The sequence below is a fragment of the Streptomyces sp. 150FB genome, assembly GCF_000818195.1.
Taxonomy (GTDB): Bacteria; Actinomycetota; Actinomycetes; order Streptomycetales; family Streptomycetaceae; genus Streptomyces.
This window is the reverse complement of sequence record NZ_JTHL01000001.1, coordinates 4,713,796-4,728,399: the sequence shown is the minus strand read 5'-3', so window position 1 is coordinate 4,728,399 and position 14,604 is coordinate 4,713,796. Positions and strand designations below refer to the sequence as shown.

Below are 14,604 nucleotides of genomic sequence, written 5' to 3'. Positions count from 1 at the left end.
CTGAGCCCGCCGAGTCGCCGCCGGTTCGGTTCGCGGCCCCGGGGCATCGGCCCCCGGGGCCGCCCGGCTTGTCAAGGTGTGCCCCGGCACACGCTGTTCCGACGGTTGGCGGACCGGCCGCCGGGGACCGTCGTTAGGCTGCACACCATGAGCACTTCCGCCCGCTTCGACCGCGGCCACACCGACGACCTCATGTCCTTCCTGATGGCGAGCCCCACGGCTTACCACGCGGTGGACAACGCCGCACAGCGCCTGCGGGACGCAGGCTTCACGCACGTGCGCGAGGTGGACGCCTGGGACGGAACGACGGGCGGGAAGTACGTCCTGCGCGGCGGGGCGATCATCGCCTGGTACGTACCGGAGGGCGCCGAGCCGCACACCCCCTTCCGGATCGCCGGGGCGCACACCGACTCCCCGAACCTGCGCGTGAAGCCGCTGCCCGACACCGGCGCCCACGGCTGGCGGCAGATCGCCGTCGAGCTGTACGGCGGGACGCTGCGCAACACCTGGCTCGACCGGGACCTCGGCCTGGCCGGCCGCCTCACCCTACGCGACGGTTCACACCGGCTGGTCAACATCGACCGCCCGCTGCTGCGCGTACCCCAACTCGCCCCGCACCTCGACCGTTCGGTGAACACCGACGGGCTACTCCTTGACGCACAGCGGCACATGCAGCCGATCTGGGGTCTCGGGCGGGCCGAGGAAGGCGACTTGATCCGCTTCGTGGCCGAGGAGATCGGCGTCGAGGCCGGCGAGGTCATCGGCTGGGACCTGATGGCGCATCCCCTCGAACCGGCCGCGTACCTCGGCCGCGACCGCGAACTGGTGGCCGGGCCCCGGATGGACGACCTGCTGTCGGTGCACGCCAGTACGGCGGCGCTCGTCGCGGTCGCGACGGCGGACGCGGGCCGAGGCGCCGGAGAGGCCGCCGGGCAGGCGCTCCCGTACATCCCGGTGCTGGCCGCCTTCGACCACGAGGAGGCGGGGTCGCAGTCGGACACCGGCGCCGACGGCCCGCTGCTCGGCACGGTCCTGGAGCGCTCGGTGCTCTCGCGCGGCGGTACGCGGGAGGACCACGCGCGGGCGCTGGCGGGCACGATCTGTCTGTCGTCGGACACCGGCCACGCGGTGAACCCCAACTACGCGGAGCGCCACGACCCGACGCACCACCCGCGCCCCAACGGCGGCCCGATCCTCAAGGTCAACGTGAACATGCGGTACGCGACGGACGGCGCCGGCAGCGCGGCGTTCACCGTCGCGTGCGAGAAGGCGGGTGTGCCGTGGCAGAACTTCGTCTCCAACAACGCGGTCCCCTGCGGCACGACGATCGGCCCGATCACCGCGGCGCGACACGGCATCAAGACCGTCGACATCGGGGTGCCGATCCTGTCGATGCACAGCGCGCGTGAACTGTGCGGCGCCGACGACCCGTACCTGCTCGCGAACGCGCTGGTGGCCTTCCTGGAGGGGTGACCCCGAGGGCGGCCCGACACATGACCGAACGAGTGAACCACCCATGCCCGCATGGCTGTTCCGGACCGGGGTACCCGATGTAACGGCCCGGAACGGCCACCACTCGTATCAGGAGGCGGGATTCATGGGCATCGGCGGATGTATCGCACTTATCGGCGTGGGGGCCATCCTCACGTTCGCCACGGACTGGCACTCCGACAGTGTCAACATCGACCTGGTCGGCCTGATCATGATGGCGGTCGGCATCATCGGCATCGCGACATTCACGAGCATCGCCCGTCGCCGGCGGGGACTTGGCGCGACGACGGTCGTGGAACAGCGTGACGACCGGAACATCGGCCTCTGAGCGGTCGTAGGGCTCAGGAGCCCGTGGGCGGGTGCGATGCCCACGGGTCTCAGACGTCCGTCCCGACTCTTCAGGCGTCCATCCCGGCGAGTACGAGCCCCAGCCGGGCGGTGCCGCCGTCCGTCACGCGGACCGGAACTCCCCAGTCCTGCTGGTGGACATGGCACGCCGGGTATTCGACGGCGGGATCGTCGTCGCAGGACGCGGCCATCGCCGACACGTGCAGCACACCTTCGGTGATGCCGTCGGCGAGCACCAGCGCACGGCTCAGATCCGTACCGGCGCCTTCGCCCTCAGCCAGCAGTCCCGGCGGGGTCGAGGAGACCAGCAGCCTGGTCGAAGGGCCGTAGCGGGTGTCGAGCTTCTGGCCCGACGGCGCCGTGAACACCACATCCAACTGGAGCGCGCCCGGGGCCACTTCGGTGGCCTCCCGCTGGGTGCGGTGCGCGACGGACTCGACGCGTACGGCGTCCTCGGGCAGCCGCAGCCGGGTCAGCCGGTGCCCGGCGGACTCGACGACGACGATGTCGTCCCCGACGAGCACGGCGTCGGACGGCTCCCGCAGATCGGTGGCGAGGGTGGTGACCTCGCCGGTGGCCGGATCGAAGCGGCGCAGCGCGTGGTTGTACGTGTCGGAGACGGCCACCGAACCGTCGGGCAGCGCGGTCACGCCCAACGGATGCTGGAGCAGCGCCTGTTCGGCGGGGCCGTCGCGGTGACCGAAGTCGAAGAGCCCGGCGCCGACGGCCGTACGGACGACAAAGCCCTCGCCGTCACCGTGCCCCGAACCCTCACCGTCGCGCTCGACGTACCGCAGGGCGCTCGTCTCGGAGTCGGCGATCCACAGCCGGTCCCCGGCGGCGGCGAGCCCTGAGGGCTGCGCGAACCACGCCTCGGCCGCCGGCCCGTCCACCAGGCCTTCGTTGGTGGTACCCGCCGCCGCCTCGACGGTCCCGGTGGCCGGGTCGTACGTCCAGAGCTGGTGGACGCCCGCCATCGCGATCCAGACCCGGTCGGCCCACCACGCGACGTCCCACGGCGACGAGAGATCCACTTCGAGCGCGGGCCCGGCCGTCGGCGACCCCTGCCACCACTGCCGTCCGGTCCCCGCCACGACCTCGATCGCACCGCTGACCGGGTCGTACGTACGCAGCGCGTGGTTCACGGTGTCCGCGACGATCACCGTGCCGTCGGGCAGCAGCGCGAGCCCCTGGGGCTCGCTGAAGCAGTCCTGCCCGAAGCCGCGCTCACCGGTCCCGATCCGCCGTACCACCGTCTCGCCGTCGGGCTCCAGCTCGACGAGCTGGTGCCGGGTGGTGTCGGAGACGAGGAGATTCCCGCTGGGCAGCGCCAGCACCTTGCCGGGGAACCGCAGGTACGAGGGAACGGGCTCCGGCGCGACGTACGGACCGTCCCCGCGCCGCAGCGTGCCCTTCGCCGCGTGCTCGGCCTCCAGCTCGGCGACCAGCCGCTCGATGGCGTGGGCGTGCCCCTCACCGGCGTGCTGCGCGACGACGTACCCCTCGGGATCGATCACGACGAGCGTGGGCCAGGCCCGTACGGCGTACTGCTTCCAGGTCGCCAGCTCGGGATCGTCGAGGACGGGGTGATGCACCTCATAGCGCTCGACGGCGTCCACGACGGCCTGGTGCTCGGCCTCGTGCACGAACTTCGGCGAGTGGACCCCGATGATCACCACGGTGTCGCTGTGCTTCTGCTCCAGCTCGCGCAGCTCGTCGATCACATGCAGGCAGTTGATACAGCAGAAGGTCCAGAAATCCAGAATGACGATGCGTCCCCGCAGGTCGGACAGGGTGTAGGAGATATCGCCGGTATTGAGCCAGCCGCCCTTGCCAACCAGCTCGGGAGCACGGACCCGGGCGTGGCGGGTCGCGGAAGTCGCATCGTTCATGCCACCAGGGTGCCACTCCCGACACACAGGCCACGACGTCCCCGCCTCACAGGGTCCTCATCGTCCGGGATCACGTCCCGGAGGATGCCGACGCGGCCCGCCCGTAGCCTCGACGCGGTTGCGATGTCCTCCCGCGTGATCACCCGTGCCCCTCCGGGTGGCGCCGCATGAAGATGTTGCAATCGGACACCGTGGTCATGTCGCCCCCCGTACGCGCGCGGTCCCGCACGTTGGCCAGCTCCGTGCACCCGGCGCATCCGTCCACGGGCACTGGTTCCAAGGCCGGGACCCGTAGGGGGAGGTCAACCGGCGCACTGGAATGCGTTTTGGGCTCGGTCATGGGCTGATCTTCCGACCGTTCGCCAGGACGGGGGAACCTCGTACGTTTCCCACTTCAGGACGTCCCGAAGCAGGTAGAACGTCCCCGGCAACGTCCACGCGTCGGGGGAGAGACTGGCCATGTCGAATGAGCGCCTGCGGGCCGTCATGGCCTCCGGGGGATGGACGCACGGGAGGCTGGCCGAGTCAGCGGGGGTTGATCCCAAATCCGTTGAACGATGGGTCAACCTTGGCCGGACACCGCGACGGGCAACGGCACTCAAAGCTGCTGAGACGCTGGGGGAAGATGTGCACGCACTTTGGCCGGCGCTCAGGCAGGCACGCGCCGCGCGGGCCGTCAGCCCGGAACTCGTCGCTCTGTACGACCAGCGGGCAGACGTGCCCGTTTCCACCTATGTGAACCTGTTCGCCCAAGTACGGGACCACATTGACGTACTGGTCTACGCTGCGGTGTTTCTGCATGAGGCGTACCCGCGCCTGAATGACCTTCTTCGGGAGCGGGCCGCCGAAGGATGCGCGGTCCGGATCGCTCTTGGCGACGCGCACAGTGAGAACGTTCAACAGCGCGGCCGGGAAGAGAAGTTCGGCCACGGGATCGAGAGCCGTTGCCGTCTGGCGCTGATGCACTACCGGCCACTCCTCGGGGTACCGGGCATTGAACTGCGGACGCACAGCACGACGCTCTACAACAGCCTGTACCGCGCGGATGATCAGGTGTTGGTGAACGCCCATGTCTGGGGCGTGAACGCGTACGGTGCGCCCGTGTGGCACCTTCGGCGCATCAGCGACGGCGGGATGTTCGACATGTACGCGGACAGCTTCGGCGCCATGTGGGACACAGCCACGCCCGTGGAAGGGTGAGCCGATGGCACGCACCGAGTATTACGACGACCCGAACGCTCCCAAGCCCAATGCCTTGGTCGTAGCGGCCTCAGCCGTCATCACTGACGACCGGGGTCGCATCCTGCTGCAACGACGCCGGGACAACGACCTCTGGGCCCTGCCTGGCGGCGGCATGGAGATGGGTGATTCGCTGCCCGGTACGGCCGTGCGGGAGGTCAAGGAAGAGACAGGCCTTGACGTAGAGATCACGGGTCTCGTCGGGACCTATACCGATCCTCGCCACGTCATCGCATACACCGATGGGGAGGTGCGGCGGCAGTTCAACGTGTGCTTTCGGGCGCGCGTCGTCGGCGGGACGTTGGCCATCTCCGAGGAGAGCACGGAACTCCGATTCGTGGAACCCGGCGAGCTGGGTGAGCTGCCCATGCACCACACCCAGCAGCTACGGCTCCAACACTTTCTGGAGAACCGGCCGGCCCCCTACCTCGGATAGTGCGGCCGGCGATCGTTCCGGGACCTGCGGGCCGGTGGAGCCGGCAGGGCTCCGGCTCCCGGTCTCATCCCCGTGCCTGATCGGTCAGGACCTCGGTGAGCTGGCGGCGGACGTTCGCCGCGATGATCGGGTCCGTGGCCGCGTACGCCGTGAAGGCCAGTGCTCCGCCCGTCAGGGCCCAGCCCCGGCCTCGGGTCCAGGTCGCCTCGTCGACCGGCAGCGCGGCGCGGAACACGGCCCGGCTCTCCGCCGACATGAGCGTCCACGCGATCGTCACGTCGCGTGCCGGGTCGCCCACCGCCACGTCGCCGAAGTCGATGACCGCGCTCAGACGGCCGTCGACGGCCAGCAGATTCCCCGGGTGGAGGTCCCCGTGGCCCCAGACCGGCGGACCCGCCCACTCCGGCGCCTCCATGGCCGCGTCCCACGCGGCACGCAGGCCGTCCGCGTCGAACTCGCCGCTCAACTCGGCTATGGCGGCGCGGGTCGCCTCGTCACGGTCGGCCAGCGATTCGCCCGGCCGCGGTCCGTCCAGCGGGTCGACGCGCTGAAGAGCGACGATGAACTCCGCCAGTTGGACAGCGCCCTTGCCCGGATCCGCCAGCGGCCTGACGGCCACGCTCTCGCCGTCCAGCCACTCGTAGACGGACCAGCGCCAGGGATAGCCCTCGGCCGGCGTCCCCGCGCCCAGCAGTACGGGGACGGCGAGCGGGAGGTGCGGGGCCAGCCGTGGCAACCACCGCTGCTCCCTCTCGACGTGCGCGCCGGCCCAGGCGGCGCGGGGCAGGCGTACGACCATGGTCTCGCCCAGCCGGTACATCACGTTGTCGGAGCCGGCGGCGGCGACCGGCCGCAGCGGCAGACCGGCCCACTGCGGGAACTGCGTGGCGATCAGCCGGGCGACCAGTGCGGTGTCGATTCTCGGGTGCATGTGTCTGTTCGTCCTGTCCCTGGGGCTCTGTGGTCTGTGATCTGTGCCCGCGTCCCTGGCCTATGGCTGTTCCTGGCCCGCGCCCCGTCGTACGACCCGGCACCGCGCCCAGTTGGACCAGTACGGGCACCAGCACCCCGACCGTGTCGGCCGGTACGTCCAACTCGAAGCGGTGCACCGGCTCGTAGACCGTGGTCCGCCGGTCGGGTGTCGTCGGTTGTACGGCGGTCAGTGCAGCAGAGCCCGCACCAGCGCGGCAACCGACTTATGCGCGTCGGATCTCCCCTGCGGAATCAGATCGGTGGGGCGTGACGCTTACCGGGGACGGACAGCGGCTGCTGTATCAGTTCAACGGTTCGGCCCGAAAGGATGATCGGTCGTGCACGTGTTGTGGGTGTCCGCCCAGCCCGATCCGCGCTCGCTGAACGGCGCGCTACGCGACGAGGGGATCGCGGCGCTGCGCGAGCACGGGCATGAGGTGGTCGAATCGGACCTGTACGCCATGGGGTGGAACCCCGTCGTCGACCACGAGGACTTCGCGCACGACCGTACGGAGCGGCTCGACGTACTCACCGAGTCCGAGGAGGCGCTGGGGGCCGGAAGGCTCAGCGACGACATCCGGCGGGAGCAGGACAAGCTGCGCCGGGCGGACACGCTGATCGTGCAGTTCCCGCTCTGGTGGTTCGGTCCGCCCGCCATCCTCAAGGGCTGGTTCGACCGGCTCTTCGTCCAGGGCTTCGCCCAGGGGGTCATCGACCCGGCCACCGGCAGGGCCCTGCGGTACGGGAACGGCGGGCTGGTCGGGCGGCGCGCGATGGTGGTGACCACCGTCGGCGCCAATGCCGCGACGACGGGACCGCGCGGGATCCACGGCGACATCGACGAGGTGCTTTTCCCGCTCCTGCACGGCACGTTGTGGTACACGGGCATGACCGTGGTGCCGCCCCTGGTCGTCAACGGCACGGTCCGTCTCTCGGAAGCCGACTACGAGGCAGCGGTCAGGCGCCTGCGCCACCGGCTGCTCACGCTCCCGGACACGGAACCGATCCCCTACCGCTCGCAGAACGGCGGCGACTACGACGAGCACCTGGTGCTGCGCCCGGACCACGCCCCGGGCGAGGAGGGCATCCGCATCCACCGCACGTGACCGGCGGGCGGTCGGGCTCCGGGTAGGCGTACGGGTACGGGTACGGCCATGGCTCCGGCTACGGGTGATTCAGTACGTAGACCGGCGCCCCGTCCTCCGCTCCTCCTCCCGACCTGATGCAGGCGTGCTTGCGCATGAACCGCAGGCACTCGTTGACCCGGTGGACCGAGAGCCCCGTCCGCGCCGCGATGGACTCCAGCGACTGCCGCACCTCCCCTTCCTCGGCCAGGGTGGGAGCGATCGTCACGGCGACGGCCCATACGTCCTCGGTCACCGCCATCCGCGTCTTCCAGTCGGCGAGCAGGGTGTCCGCCGTGGGACGCGGCCGCTGCGGAGGGACGGCCGGTGGTGTCGGCCGGCTGGCGAGTACGGCGTCGAGCCGGTCGACGATCCGCTCCATGGCTTCGGCGGCGGACTGCTGGGCAGCGAGCGAGTCGCGCCGTAAGTCAAGAGACGCGCGCTCCATCGCGAGGCGTTCGCGCTGTACGGCTGCGAATTCCTCATCCAATCGGATATTCCGCTCCTCAAGGCGGACGATCGCGTCAGCGATCTGGTCCGGCATCGCGTACGCCACAGATGCCGCCGGATCGACGGGCTGGACCTCGGCCTTGACGAGGGCGTAGGAGCCGCTCTGCTGGATGGTCGAGATGACCTCACTGACCCACTTCTTGAACGGCAGGCACGCCGGAGTCGTGCAGCCGCTGACCAGGCGGATCAGACCGTGCAGGTCGATGAGGTGAAGGTCTCGACGCCACTCCCGACCTGCGGGAATGCTGAGACTGTAACGTCCAGTCACACTCTCGAGAAAGTCTCGGTGTTCTGCGGGAACGTGATCGTTGAGAGCTTTCCTGGAGTTGGTGTGGCCGAGTTCCCTGCACACATCCGCAGCCGGGAACCAGTGGCTCCCGTCCGGCATCGTCAGCCGTCGGATCCGTGCGCCTGTCGCGCCGTAGACGAAGTCGCTGATGTCGATGGCATCGCGCTGGGCAGCCGTATCGGACGGCATATTTGATTCGTTCATGCGAATCACCTCCACGGCGGAACGTAAAGGGAAGCAAATCGAATATGCCAACCGGCGGACGTATATTCACCATTGCGAGTGACGCATGACCGTTTCCGCTGCACGTGATCATGGCCGTCCGATCACGCGGCGCCGTGCTCCTACTCGCCGCGCTCCTGCTTGCCGCGCTCCTGCTTGCCGCGCTCCACGCAGAACTCGTTGCCCTCCACATCCGCCATCGTCACCCAGCCGAGGCCCTCGGCCGTACGGTGGTCCGCCACGACGCTCGCTCCGAGCGCGAGGAGGCGGTCGACCTCCTCGTCGCGGGTGCGGTCCTGGGGCTGGAGGTCCAGGTGGAGTCTGTTCTTGACGGTCCTGGCGTCGCCGACCTCGATGAACAGCAGCGGCGTGCCTGCGTGTTCGACCATGGCCTCCGGGTCTCCCGGGTGGTCCTCGTCGGACACGGCGCCGCCCAGGACCTCGGCCCAGAAGGTGCCGAGGGTGTAGGGGTCGGCGCAGTCGATCGTGACGTGGCGTACGTGGGATGTCATGCGCGCCACCCTGAAGGGGGCAGATGTCCCGTGTCCATCGGGTTTCGGGCGACGGTACGAGCACGGGTACGGGTACGGGTACGGGTACGGGTACGGGTACGGGTACGGGTACGGGTACGGGTACGGGCCCTGAAAGCCCGTACCCGTACCCTGTCGTGCCCTGCCTTGACCTGTCGTACCCGTGCCCTGCCGCCCGCCGTCGGCTACCAGCCGACCGCTACCTCCAGCCACTGCGGGTCCCCGTGCGAGATGAACGACGACTGGCCCGCGTAGTCGTCGTAGGGGAAGCCGTACGCCAGGTTGTTGATGCTGTGGTCGTGCCAGAACTTCGCGTAGTAGTTCGCCGGCGCTGCCTTGTAGTACCCCTCCGGCTTCGACCACTCCGACTCGGGAAGCTGCGCCACATGCCGGTTGAGCGCCGAGCACATGCCGGGGTTGGTGGCCAGGACTCCCGCGCAGCCCGTGATGTCCGAGGTCGGGGCGTCCACGCCGACCGACTTCGCGTAGTCGCTCAGGTAGTTGGCGTACTTACCGCCGGCCCGGAAGTCCGGGGCGCTGCCCGGGGCGGGGATACGGTACGGCGCCTGCACGTCCGCCAGGCCCTTGAACTCGGTCGGGACCTCGTCCTTGAACTGCTGGAACGTCTGCTCCCGGGTCTGCTGGAAGGTCTGGTAGTCCTCGCCGACCTGGGCGTCGTACCCGTCGTTCGCGTGCAGGCGCATCGCCAGCTTGAGGCCGAAGGCGTCGACACGGGTGGTGTTGCCGTTGAACACGTCGTCGCCGACGGTGAATTCGATGAAGTCGAAGTACTGGCTGTCCGGCGATCCGACGTAGAAGTACATCCGCCCGGCCGAGTTGGCCGGCATGTCGAGGTAGGGCTGCTCGGCGATCGAGTGCACCTGGTCGTTGAACTTCCAGTACACCTCGCTGTCGGGGTACTTGCCGTTCGTCTTGTTCAGGATCTTGACGGTCAGGACGTTCTTCGCGGGCGGGATGGTGCTGGTGTCGCCCCAGAAGGAGTCCGGCGGCGGGTCGCCGGCCGCGACTGCCGGGGCGGCCGCGTGGGCCTGGGGCGAGGAGGTGGTGACCGCGCCCATCGTGAGCAGCGTCATCGCGGCGGCCGCGGCCAGATAGGTGAGCGGGCGGCGGTGGAGCGCCGGTGTTGCGGTGGGGGGCATCGAAATCTCCCTGGCTGTTGTGGGGGGGGTGGGTGGGGAGGTGGCGACCGGCCGTGAACGCTGTCGTCGCCGGCCAGGTGGCGACGTCGTCCGGCCTCGGGAGCGCTCGGTACGCCGGGCCGCTCGTGGGGAGCGGCCCGGTGGTGGGGGGTTGAGAGCGCTCTCACAGAAGGGTCGTGCTATCCGCGTGTACTTGTCAAGGTTCGTGCACCGACGCTCGCCCCCGCACGCACTCCTGCGCCTGACCGGGTGCCCGCGCCCGGCGCCCACCCCCGCACCCACCCCCGCGCCAGCCCGGCGCACGGCTCACCCCGTAGGCAGCGCCCGTACCCCGTACGCAGCGCCCGTACCGCGCGAGCACCGGCGTACCGCCCGGCGCTGTCCGTATCCCGGACGGGGATTCTGTTGCACCTGTCTTGTATCTAAGCTGTGCGCATGCCTTCCGCCCCCGCCGCTCACATCAAGCAGCCGCCCGCCGCAGATCGCGTCTACAGCCACATCAAAGAGGCCGTCCTCGACCGCCGTTACGAGGGCGGGACCCTGCTCACCGAAGGTGAACTCGCCGACGCCGTCGGGGTTTCCCGCACCCCCGTACGGGAAGCGCTGCTCAAGCTGGAGGTCGAGGGGCTGATCAAGCTCTATCCCAAGAAGGGCGCGCTGGTCCTGGCCGTCTCCGCGCAGGAGATCGCGGATGTCGTCGAAACGCGCCTGCTGGTCGAGGAGTTCGCCGTACGGCGAGCCGTACCGGCTTCCGCTCGGCTCATCGCGCGGCTGGAGGAGTGTCTCGACGAGCAGCGGCGGCGGGCCGTCGAGGGGGATCTTGGCGCCGTGTCCGTGAGCGACCGGACCTTCCACGCGGAGATCGTGCGGCACGCCGGCAACCAGATCCTGTCCAAGCTCTACGACCAGCTCAGGGACCGGCAGTTGCGGATGGGCATCGCCGTGCTGGAAGCCCATCCCGACCGTATCGCCGCGAACATCACCGAACACACCGAGCTGCTCGAAGCCATCAGGACAGGCGACGCCGACGGCGCCGCCGCCTGCGTACGACGCCACATCAGCCGGGTCACTGTGCTGGTCAGGGGTGAGTCCCGGTGAGTGCCGCCGACTCGTCGAGCACCGGAAAGTCAGACGACTCCGGAAAGCCCGGAAACTCGGGGAGCGTCGGCGGATCCGACGGTTATACCCCCCGGCTCACTCTCCCCGGCGATCCCCCCGGCGGCCGCCACGCCACCTGGGTCTGGGGCATCGGCGTCGCCGTCTACTTCGTCGCCGTCATCTTCCGTACCAGCCTGGGCGTGGCCGGACTCGACGCCGCCGCCCGCTTCCATGTCAACGCCTCCGCGCTCTCGACGTTCTCCATCCTCCAACTGCTCGTGTACGCGGGCATGCAGATACCCGTCGGCCTCCTGGTCGACCGGCTCGGCACGAAGAAGGTGCTCACGTTCGGGGTGGTGCTCTTCACCCTCGGGCAGTTGGGCTTCGCGCTCTCCCCCTCGTACGGCACGGCGCTCGCCTCCCGCGCCATGCTCGGCTGCGGCGACGCGATGACGTTCATCAGCGTGCTGCGGCTCGGAACCCGCTGGTTCCCCGCCAGGCGCGGCCCGATGATCGCGCAGATCGCCGCGCTGTTCGGGATGGCGGGCAACCTCGTCTCCACCGTCTTCATCTCCCGCACCCTGCACAGCCTCGGCTGGACCGCCACCTTCGCCGGCAGCTCACTGGCCGGCGTGCTCGTCCTCGTCCTGCTGCTGCTCTTCCTCAAGGACCACCCGGAGGGCCACGAGCCACCGCCCTCCGAGCACGCGGGCGCCGCCTTCGTACGGAGGCAGATCGCCGAGTCCTGGCGTGAGCCGGGCACCCGGCTCGGGATGTGGGTGCACTTCACCACGCAGTTCCCGGCGATGTTCTTCCTGCTGCTGTGGGGGCTGCCGTTCCTCGTCGAGGCGCAGGGCATGTCCCGCGCCGGGGCGGGCGAGTTGCTCACCCTCGTCGTGCTCTCCAACATGTTTGTCGGGCTCGTGTACGGGCAGGTCATCGGCCGCCATCACGAGGCCAGGATGCCGCTGGCCCTCGGAACGGTCGGGGCGACGGCGCTCGCCTGGGCCCTGACCATCGTCTACCCGGGCGAGCACGCCCCGATGTGGCTGCTGATCACGCTCTGCGTGGTCCTCGGCGCGTGCGGGCCCGCGTCGATGATCGGCTTCGACTTCGCGAGACCCGCGAACCCGCCCCAGCGGCAGGGCACCGCCTCCGGCATCGTCAACATGGGCGGATTCACGGCGTCGATGACCATGCTGCTCGCCGTCGGGATCCTGCTCGACGCGACGGACGACAACTTCCGGATCGCGTTCTCGTCCGTCTTCGTCCTCGAAGCGCTGGGGATCGTACAGATTCTGCGACTGCGCGCGCGTACCGCGCGGCGCGAGCGGGAACGGCTGGTGGCGAGCCGGGTGGAGGCCGTACACGTACCGGCCTGAGGACCGGCGCCCCACCCCCTGATCCTCGCCCCTTGGCTCCCGTCAGTACGTCACAGCGAACTCACCACGTCACAACGAACTCACGACGCCACAGCGAACTCACAACGTCACAGCGAACTCACGAAGTCACGGCGAACTCACGCAGGATCGCGTCTGCCAGCGCCTGGTCCCCGTCGACCTTGATCTGCTCGGCGAGCGCCGCCGGCCGCACCCGGCCGCACGCCAGCCGGTAGTACGACTCCCAGTCCATCACCAGCGTCACAGCGGGCCCCAGCGAGGGCGCGCCGTCGACCGAACCGCGGCCTTCCGCGTCCACCCGGACCGTACGCATGAACTCCACGGGCCCGTGCACATCGATGACCACGGCCGTGTTCGGCGGCGCGCCCGCGTCCTTCGCGACGACCTTCGGCAGCGCGTTCAGCAGCACGTCGCGGGTCACATGGGCGCCGGGGGAGTCCACGTTGCCGGGCTTCCGCAAGGTCGTACGCAGGTCCTGCTCGTGCACCCAGAGGTCGAACGCCCGCATCCGCATGGCCGTTTCGAGGGTCTGCTCGGTGCCGAGGGGAGCGCGGACCATGGCGTCGGGGGCGCGGTTCTCGTTGCGCAACTGCCGGTTGCGGCGGATGACCGTGTACTCCAGCTCCGATGTCATCTCGGGCGCGGTGTGGTGCCGCCGCACATCGACCTGCATCTCCATGTAGCGGGAGATCTCGCTCTGTACGTGGTACAAATCCCGCGGCAGCGTGTGGATCGGCCGTGGGTCGCCGAGCATCTCGGACTCCATACCGATGACATGGGAAATGATGTCGCGCACGGACCAGCCGGGACACGGCGTTCGCCAGTTCCACTCCCCTTCGGCGAGCGGCTCCACCAACTCGAGTATGGCTTCGATGGAGTGGGACCAGGCGTCTGCGTAGGTTTGAAGGCTGGGATGGACGGTCACGGGACCCCTCGGCGGTTCTGCGGTCGCGGGCTGGCTTTTGGCTGGCTGGCGGGCTGGCTACGGGCTGGCGGGCTGCTGGCTGTGGGCTGACTGCGGGCTGCGTGGGAGGCTTGGCAGCTAAGTTACGCTGCCCGATGGCACCCCGGCAGTGCTTTCGTGTGACGATCGTAGGCCCGTGTTGACGGCTCGAATGCCAGGACGGTGGTAATGTGCGCGCCTCCCTCATCCAGATCGCAGTAGACCCGGACGAATCGGCCAATTCCCGTAGAGCGCGAGTGGCTTCACTGGTACGGCAACAGCGTGGCGCCGACCTTGTGGTCCTCCCGGAGCTGTGGCCCATGGGCGCATTCGCATACGAATCCTTTGCCGAAGAGGCCGAATCACCGGCCGGCGGCGGGCCGACGTTCGAGGCGATGTCAGCGGCGGCACGCGACGCCGGCGTCTGGCTGCACGCGGGATCGATCGTCGAGCGGACCGAGGACGGCATCCTCTACAACACCTCGCTGATCGTCTCCCCCACCGGCGAACTGGCCTCCACCTACCGGAAGATCCACCGCTTCGGCTTCGACAAGGGCGAAGCGACGCTGATGGGCGCCGGCGACGAACTCGTCACCGTCCAACTCCCGGACGCCACCCTCGGCCTCGCCACCTGTTACGACCTGCGCTTCCCCGAACTCTTCCGCGGCCTGATCGACGCGGGCGCCCAACTCCTGGTGGTCCCGGCGGGCTGGCCGGCCAGGCGGCGTTCGCACTGGACGCTGCTCGCGCAGGCGCGAGCGGTGGAGAACCAGGCGTACGTCCTCGCCTGCGCGACCGCCGGAACGCACGCCGGGGTGGAACAGTCCGGCCACAGCATGGTCGTCGACCCCTGGGGCGAGGTGCTGGCGGAGGCGGGGAACGACGAGGAGATCCTCACGGTGGACCTGGACCCGGCGAAGGTGGCGAAGACGCGCGAACAGTTCCCGGCC

General features: G+C 69.4%; 15 protein-coding genes. 8 read left to right on the top strand and 7 right to left on the bottom strand.

Features of this window, described 5'->3' with window-relative positions; all coding sequences use genetic code 11:
• The first annotated feature begins 147 nt into the window (after positions 1-147).
• Positions 148-1,473 carry a M18 family aminopeptidase gene (locus QR77_RS20260; protein WP_040023448.1) on the top strand — a complete coding sequence of 442 codons (1,326 nt, stop codon included), beginning with the start codon at positions 148-150 and terminating at the stop codon, positions 1,471-1,473.
• A 124-nt stretch (positions 1,474-1,597) separates the two neighbouring features.
• Entirely contained in the window at positions 1,598-1,819 is a 222-nt protein-coding gene (locus QR77_RS20255) for a hypothetical protein (protein WP_040028317.1), read from the top strand.
• 70 nt (positions 1,820-1,889) lie between these two features.
• On the opposite strand, the gene QR77_RS20250 is transcribed toward QR77_RS20255, so the two are convergent.
• Both QR77_RS20250 and QR77_RS48850 read right to left on the bottom strand, forming a co-directional pair.
• A complete protein-coding gene (locus QR77_RS20250; RefSeq protein WP_040023447.1) occupies positions 1,890-3,731 on the bottom strand; it encodes an NHL domain-containing thioredoxin family protein in 1,842 nt (613 codons plus the stop codon).
• 139 nt (positions 3,732-3,870) lie between these two features.
• Positions 3,871-4,071: a hypothetical protein gene (locus tag QR77_RS48850; RefSeq protein WP_040023446.1), complete on the bottom strand. Its 201-nt coding sequence runs from the start codon at positions 4,069-4,071 to the stop codon at positions 3,871-3,873.
• Between the two features lie 119 nt (positions 4,072-4,190).
• On the opposite strand from QR77_RS48850, the gene QR77_RS20240 reads away from it, so the two are divergent.
• Positions 4,191-4,931: a helix-turn-helix transcriptional regulator gene (locus tag QR77_RS20240; protein WP_040023444.1), complete on the top strand. Its 741-nt coding sequence runs from the start codon at positions 4,191-4,193 to the stop codon at positions 4,929-4,931.
• A gap of 4 nt (positions 4,932-4,935) precedes the next feature.
• On the top strand, positions 4,936-5,406 hold the full coding sequence (locus QR77_RS20235; RefSeq protein WP_040023443.1) for an NUDIX domain-containing protein: 471 nt from the start codon (positions 4,936-4,938) through the stop codon (positions 5,404-5,406).
• A gap of 64 nt (positions 5,407-5,470) precedes the next feature.
• Here QR77_RS20235 and QR77_RS20230 read toward each other — a convergent pair whose 3' ends face one another.
• Positions 5,471-6,337: an aminoglycoside phosphotransferase family protein gene (locus QR77_RS20230; RefSeq protein WP_040023442.1), complete on the bottom strand. Its 867-nt coding sequence runs from the start codon at positions 6,335-6,337 to the stop codon at positions 5,471-5,473.
• Between the two features lie 379 nt (positions 6,338-6,716).
• On the opposite strand from QR77_RS20230, the gene QR77_RS20225 reads away from it, so the two are divergent.
• Positions 6,717-7,484 carry an NAD(P)H-dependent oxidoreductase gene (locus QR77_RS20225; RefSeq protein ID WP_040023441.1) on the top strand — a complete coding sequence of 256 codons (768 nt, stop codon included), beginning with the start codon at positions 6,717-6,719 and terminating at the stop codon, positions 7,482-7,484.
• Between the two features lie 58 nt (positions 7,485-7,542).
• Here QR77_RS20225 and QR77_RS20220 read toward each other — a convergent pair whose 3' ends face one another.
• From QR77_RS20220 to QR77_RS20210, 3 genes are all read right to left on the bottom strand, one after another.
• Positions 7,543-8,505: a Bro-N domain-containing protein gene (locus tag QR77_RS20220; RefSeq protein ID WP_040023440.1), complete on the bottom strand. Its 963-nt coding sequence runs from the start codon at positions 8,503-8,505 to the stop codon at positions 7,543-7,545.
• Positions 8,506-8,645: 140 nt separating this feature from the next.
• Complete coding sequence (locus tag QR77_RS20215) at positions 8,646-9,035, bottom strand: VOC family protein (RefSeq protein ID WP_040023439.1); 390 nt, start codon at positions 9,033-9,035, stop codon at positions 8,646-8,648.
• Positions 9,036-9,238: 203 nt separating this feature from the next.
• Complete coding sequence (locus QR77_RS20210; protein WP_052488915.1) at positions 9,239-10,213, bottom strand: glycoside hydrolase family 64 protein; 975 nt, start codon at positions 10,211-10,213, stop codon at positions 9,239-9,241.
• Positions 10,214-10,648: 435 nt separating this feature from the next.
• Between QR77_RS20210 and QR77_RS20205 the strand changes: the two genes are divergently transcribed.
• Together QR77_RS20205 and QR77_RS20200 are read left to right on the top strand one after the other, a co-directional pair.
• Positions 10,649-11,311, top strand: coding sequence for a GntR family transcriptional regulator (locus tag QR77_RS20205; RefSeq protein WP_040023437.1), 663 nt, complete (start codon positions 10,649-10,651; stop codon positions 11,309-11,311).
• 149 nt (positions 11,312-11,460) lie between these two features.
• Positions 11,461-12,693, top strand: coding sequence for an MFS transporter (locus tag QR77_RS20200; RefSeq protein ID WP_052489656.1), 1,233 nt, complete (start codon positions 11,461-11,463; stop codon positions 12,691-12,693).
• A gap of 118 nt (positions 12,694-12,811) precedes the next feature.
• Here QR77_RS20200 and QR77_RS20195 read toward each other — a convergent pair whose 3' ends face one another.
• A complete protein-coding gene (locus tag QR77_RS20195) occupies positions 12,812-13,636 on the bottom strand; it encodes a maleylpyruvate isomerase family mycothiol-dependent enzyme (RefSeq protein WP_040023436.1) in 825 nt (274 codons plus the stop codon).
• 209 nt (positions 13,637-13,845) lie between these two features.
• Between QR77_RS20195 and QR77_RS20190 the strand changes: the two genes are divergently transcribed.
• Positions 13,846-14,604: carbon-nitrogen family hydrolase (locus tag QR77_RS20190; RefSeq protein ID WP_040023435.1), on the top strand; the 759-nt coding region annotated here is incomplete at its 3' end.

Coding starts and splice junctions, on each gene's coding strand:
- QR77_RS20215 (WP_040023439.1), bottom strand. CDS start 9,035: ATGACATCCCACGTACGCCACGTCACGATCGACTGCGCCGACCCCTAC.
- QR77_RS48850 (WP_040023446.1), bottom strand. CDS start 4,071: ATGACCGAGCCCAAAACGCATTCCAGTGCGCCGGTTGACCTCCCCCTA.
- QR77_RS20220 (WP_040023440.1), bottom strand. CDS start 8,505: ATGAACGAATCAAATATGCCGTCCGATACGGCTGCCCAGCGCGATGCC.
- QR77_RS20235 (WP_040023443.1), top strand. CDS start 4,936: ATGGCACGCACCGAGTATTACGACGACCCGAACGCTCCCAAGCCCAAT.
- QR77_RS20260 (WP_040023448.1), top strand. CDS start 148: ATGAGCACTTCCGCCCGCTTCGACCGCGGCCACACCGACGACCTCATG.
- QR77_RS20250 (WP_040023447.1), bottom strand. CDS start 3,731: ATGAACGATGCGACTTCCGCGACCCGCCACGCCCGGGTCCGTGCTCCC.
- QR77_RS20210 (WP_052488915.1), bottom strand. CDS start 10,213: ATGCCCCCCACCGCAACACCGGCGCTCCACCGCCGCCCGCTCACCTAT.
- QR77_RS20255 (WP_040028317.1), top strand. CDS start 1,598: ATGGGCATCGGCGGATGTATCGCACTTATCGGCGTGGGGGCCATCCTC.
- QR77_RS20230 (WP_040023442.1), bottom strand. CDS start 6,337: ATGCACCCGAGAATCGACACCGCACTGGTCGCCCGGCTGATCGCCACG.
- QR77_RS20205 (WP_040023437.1), top strand. CDS start 10,649: ATGCCTTCCGCCCCCGCCGCTCACATCAAGCAGCCGCCCGCCGCAGAT.
- QR77_RS20240 (WP_040023444.1), top strand. CDS start 4,191: ATGTCGAATGAGCGCCTGCGGGCCGTCATGGCCTCCGGGGGATGGACG.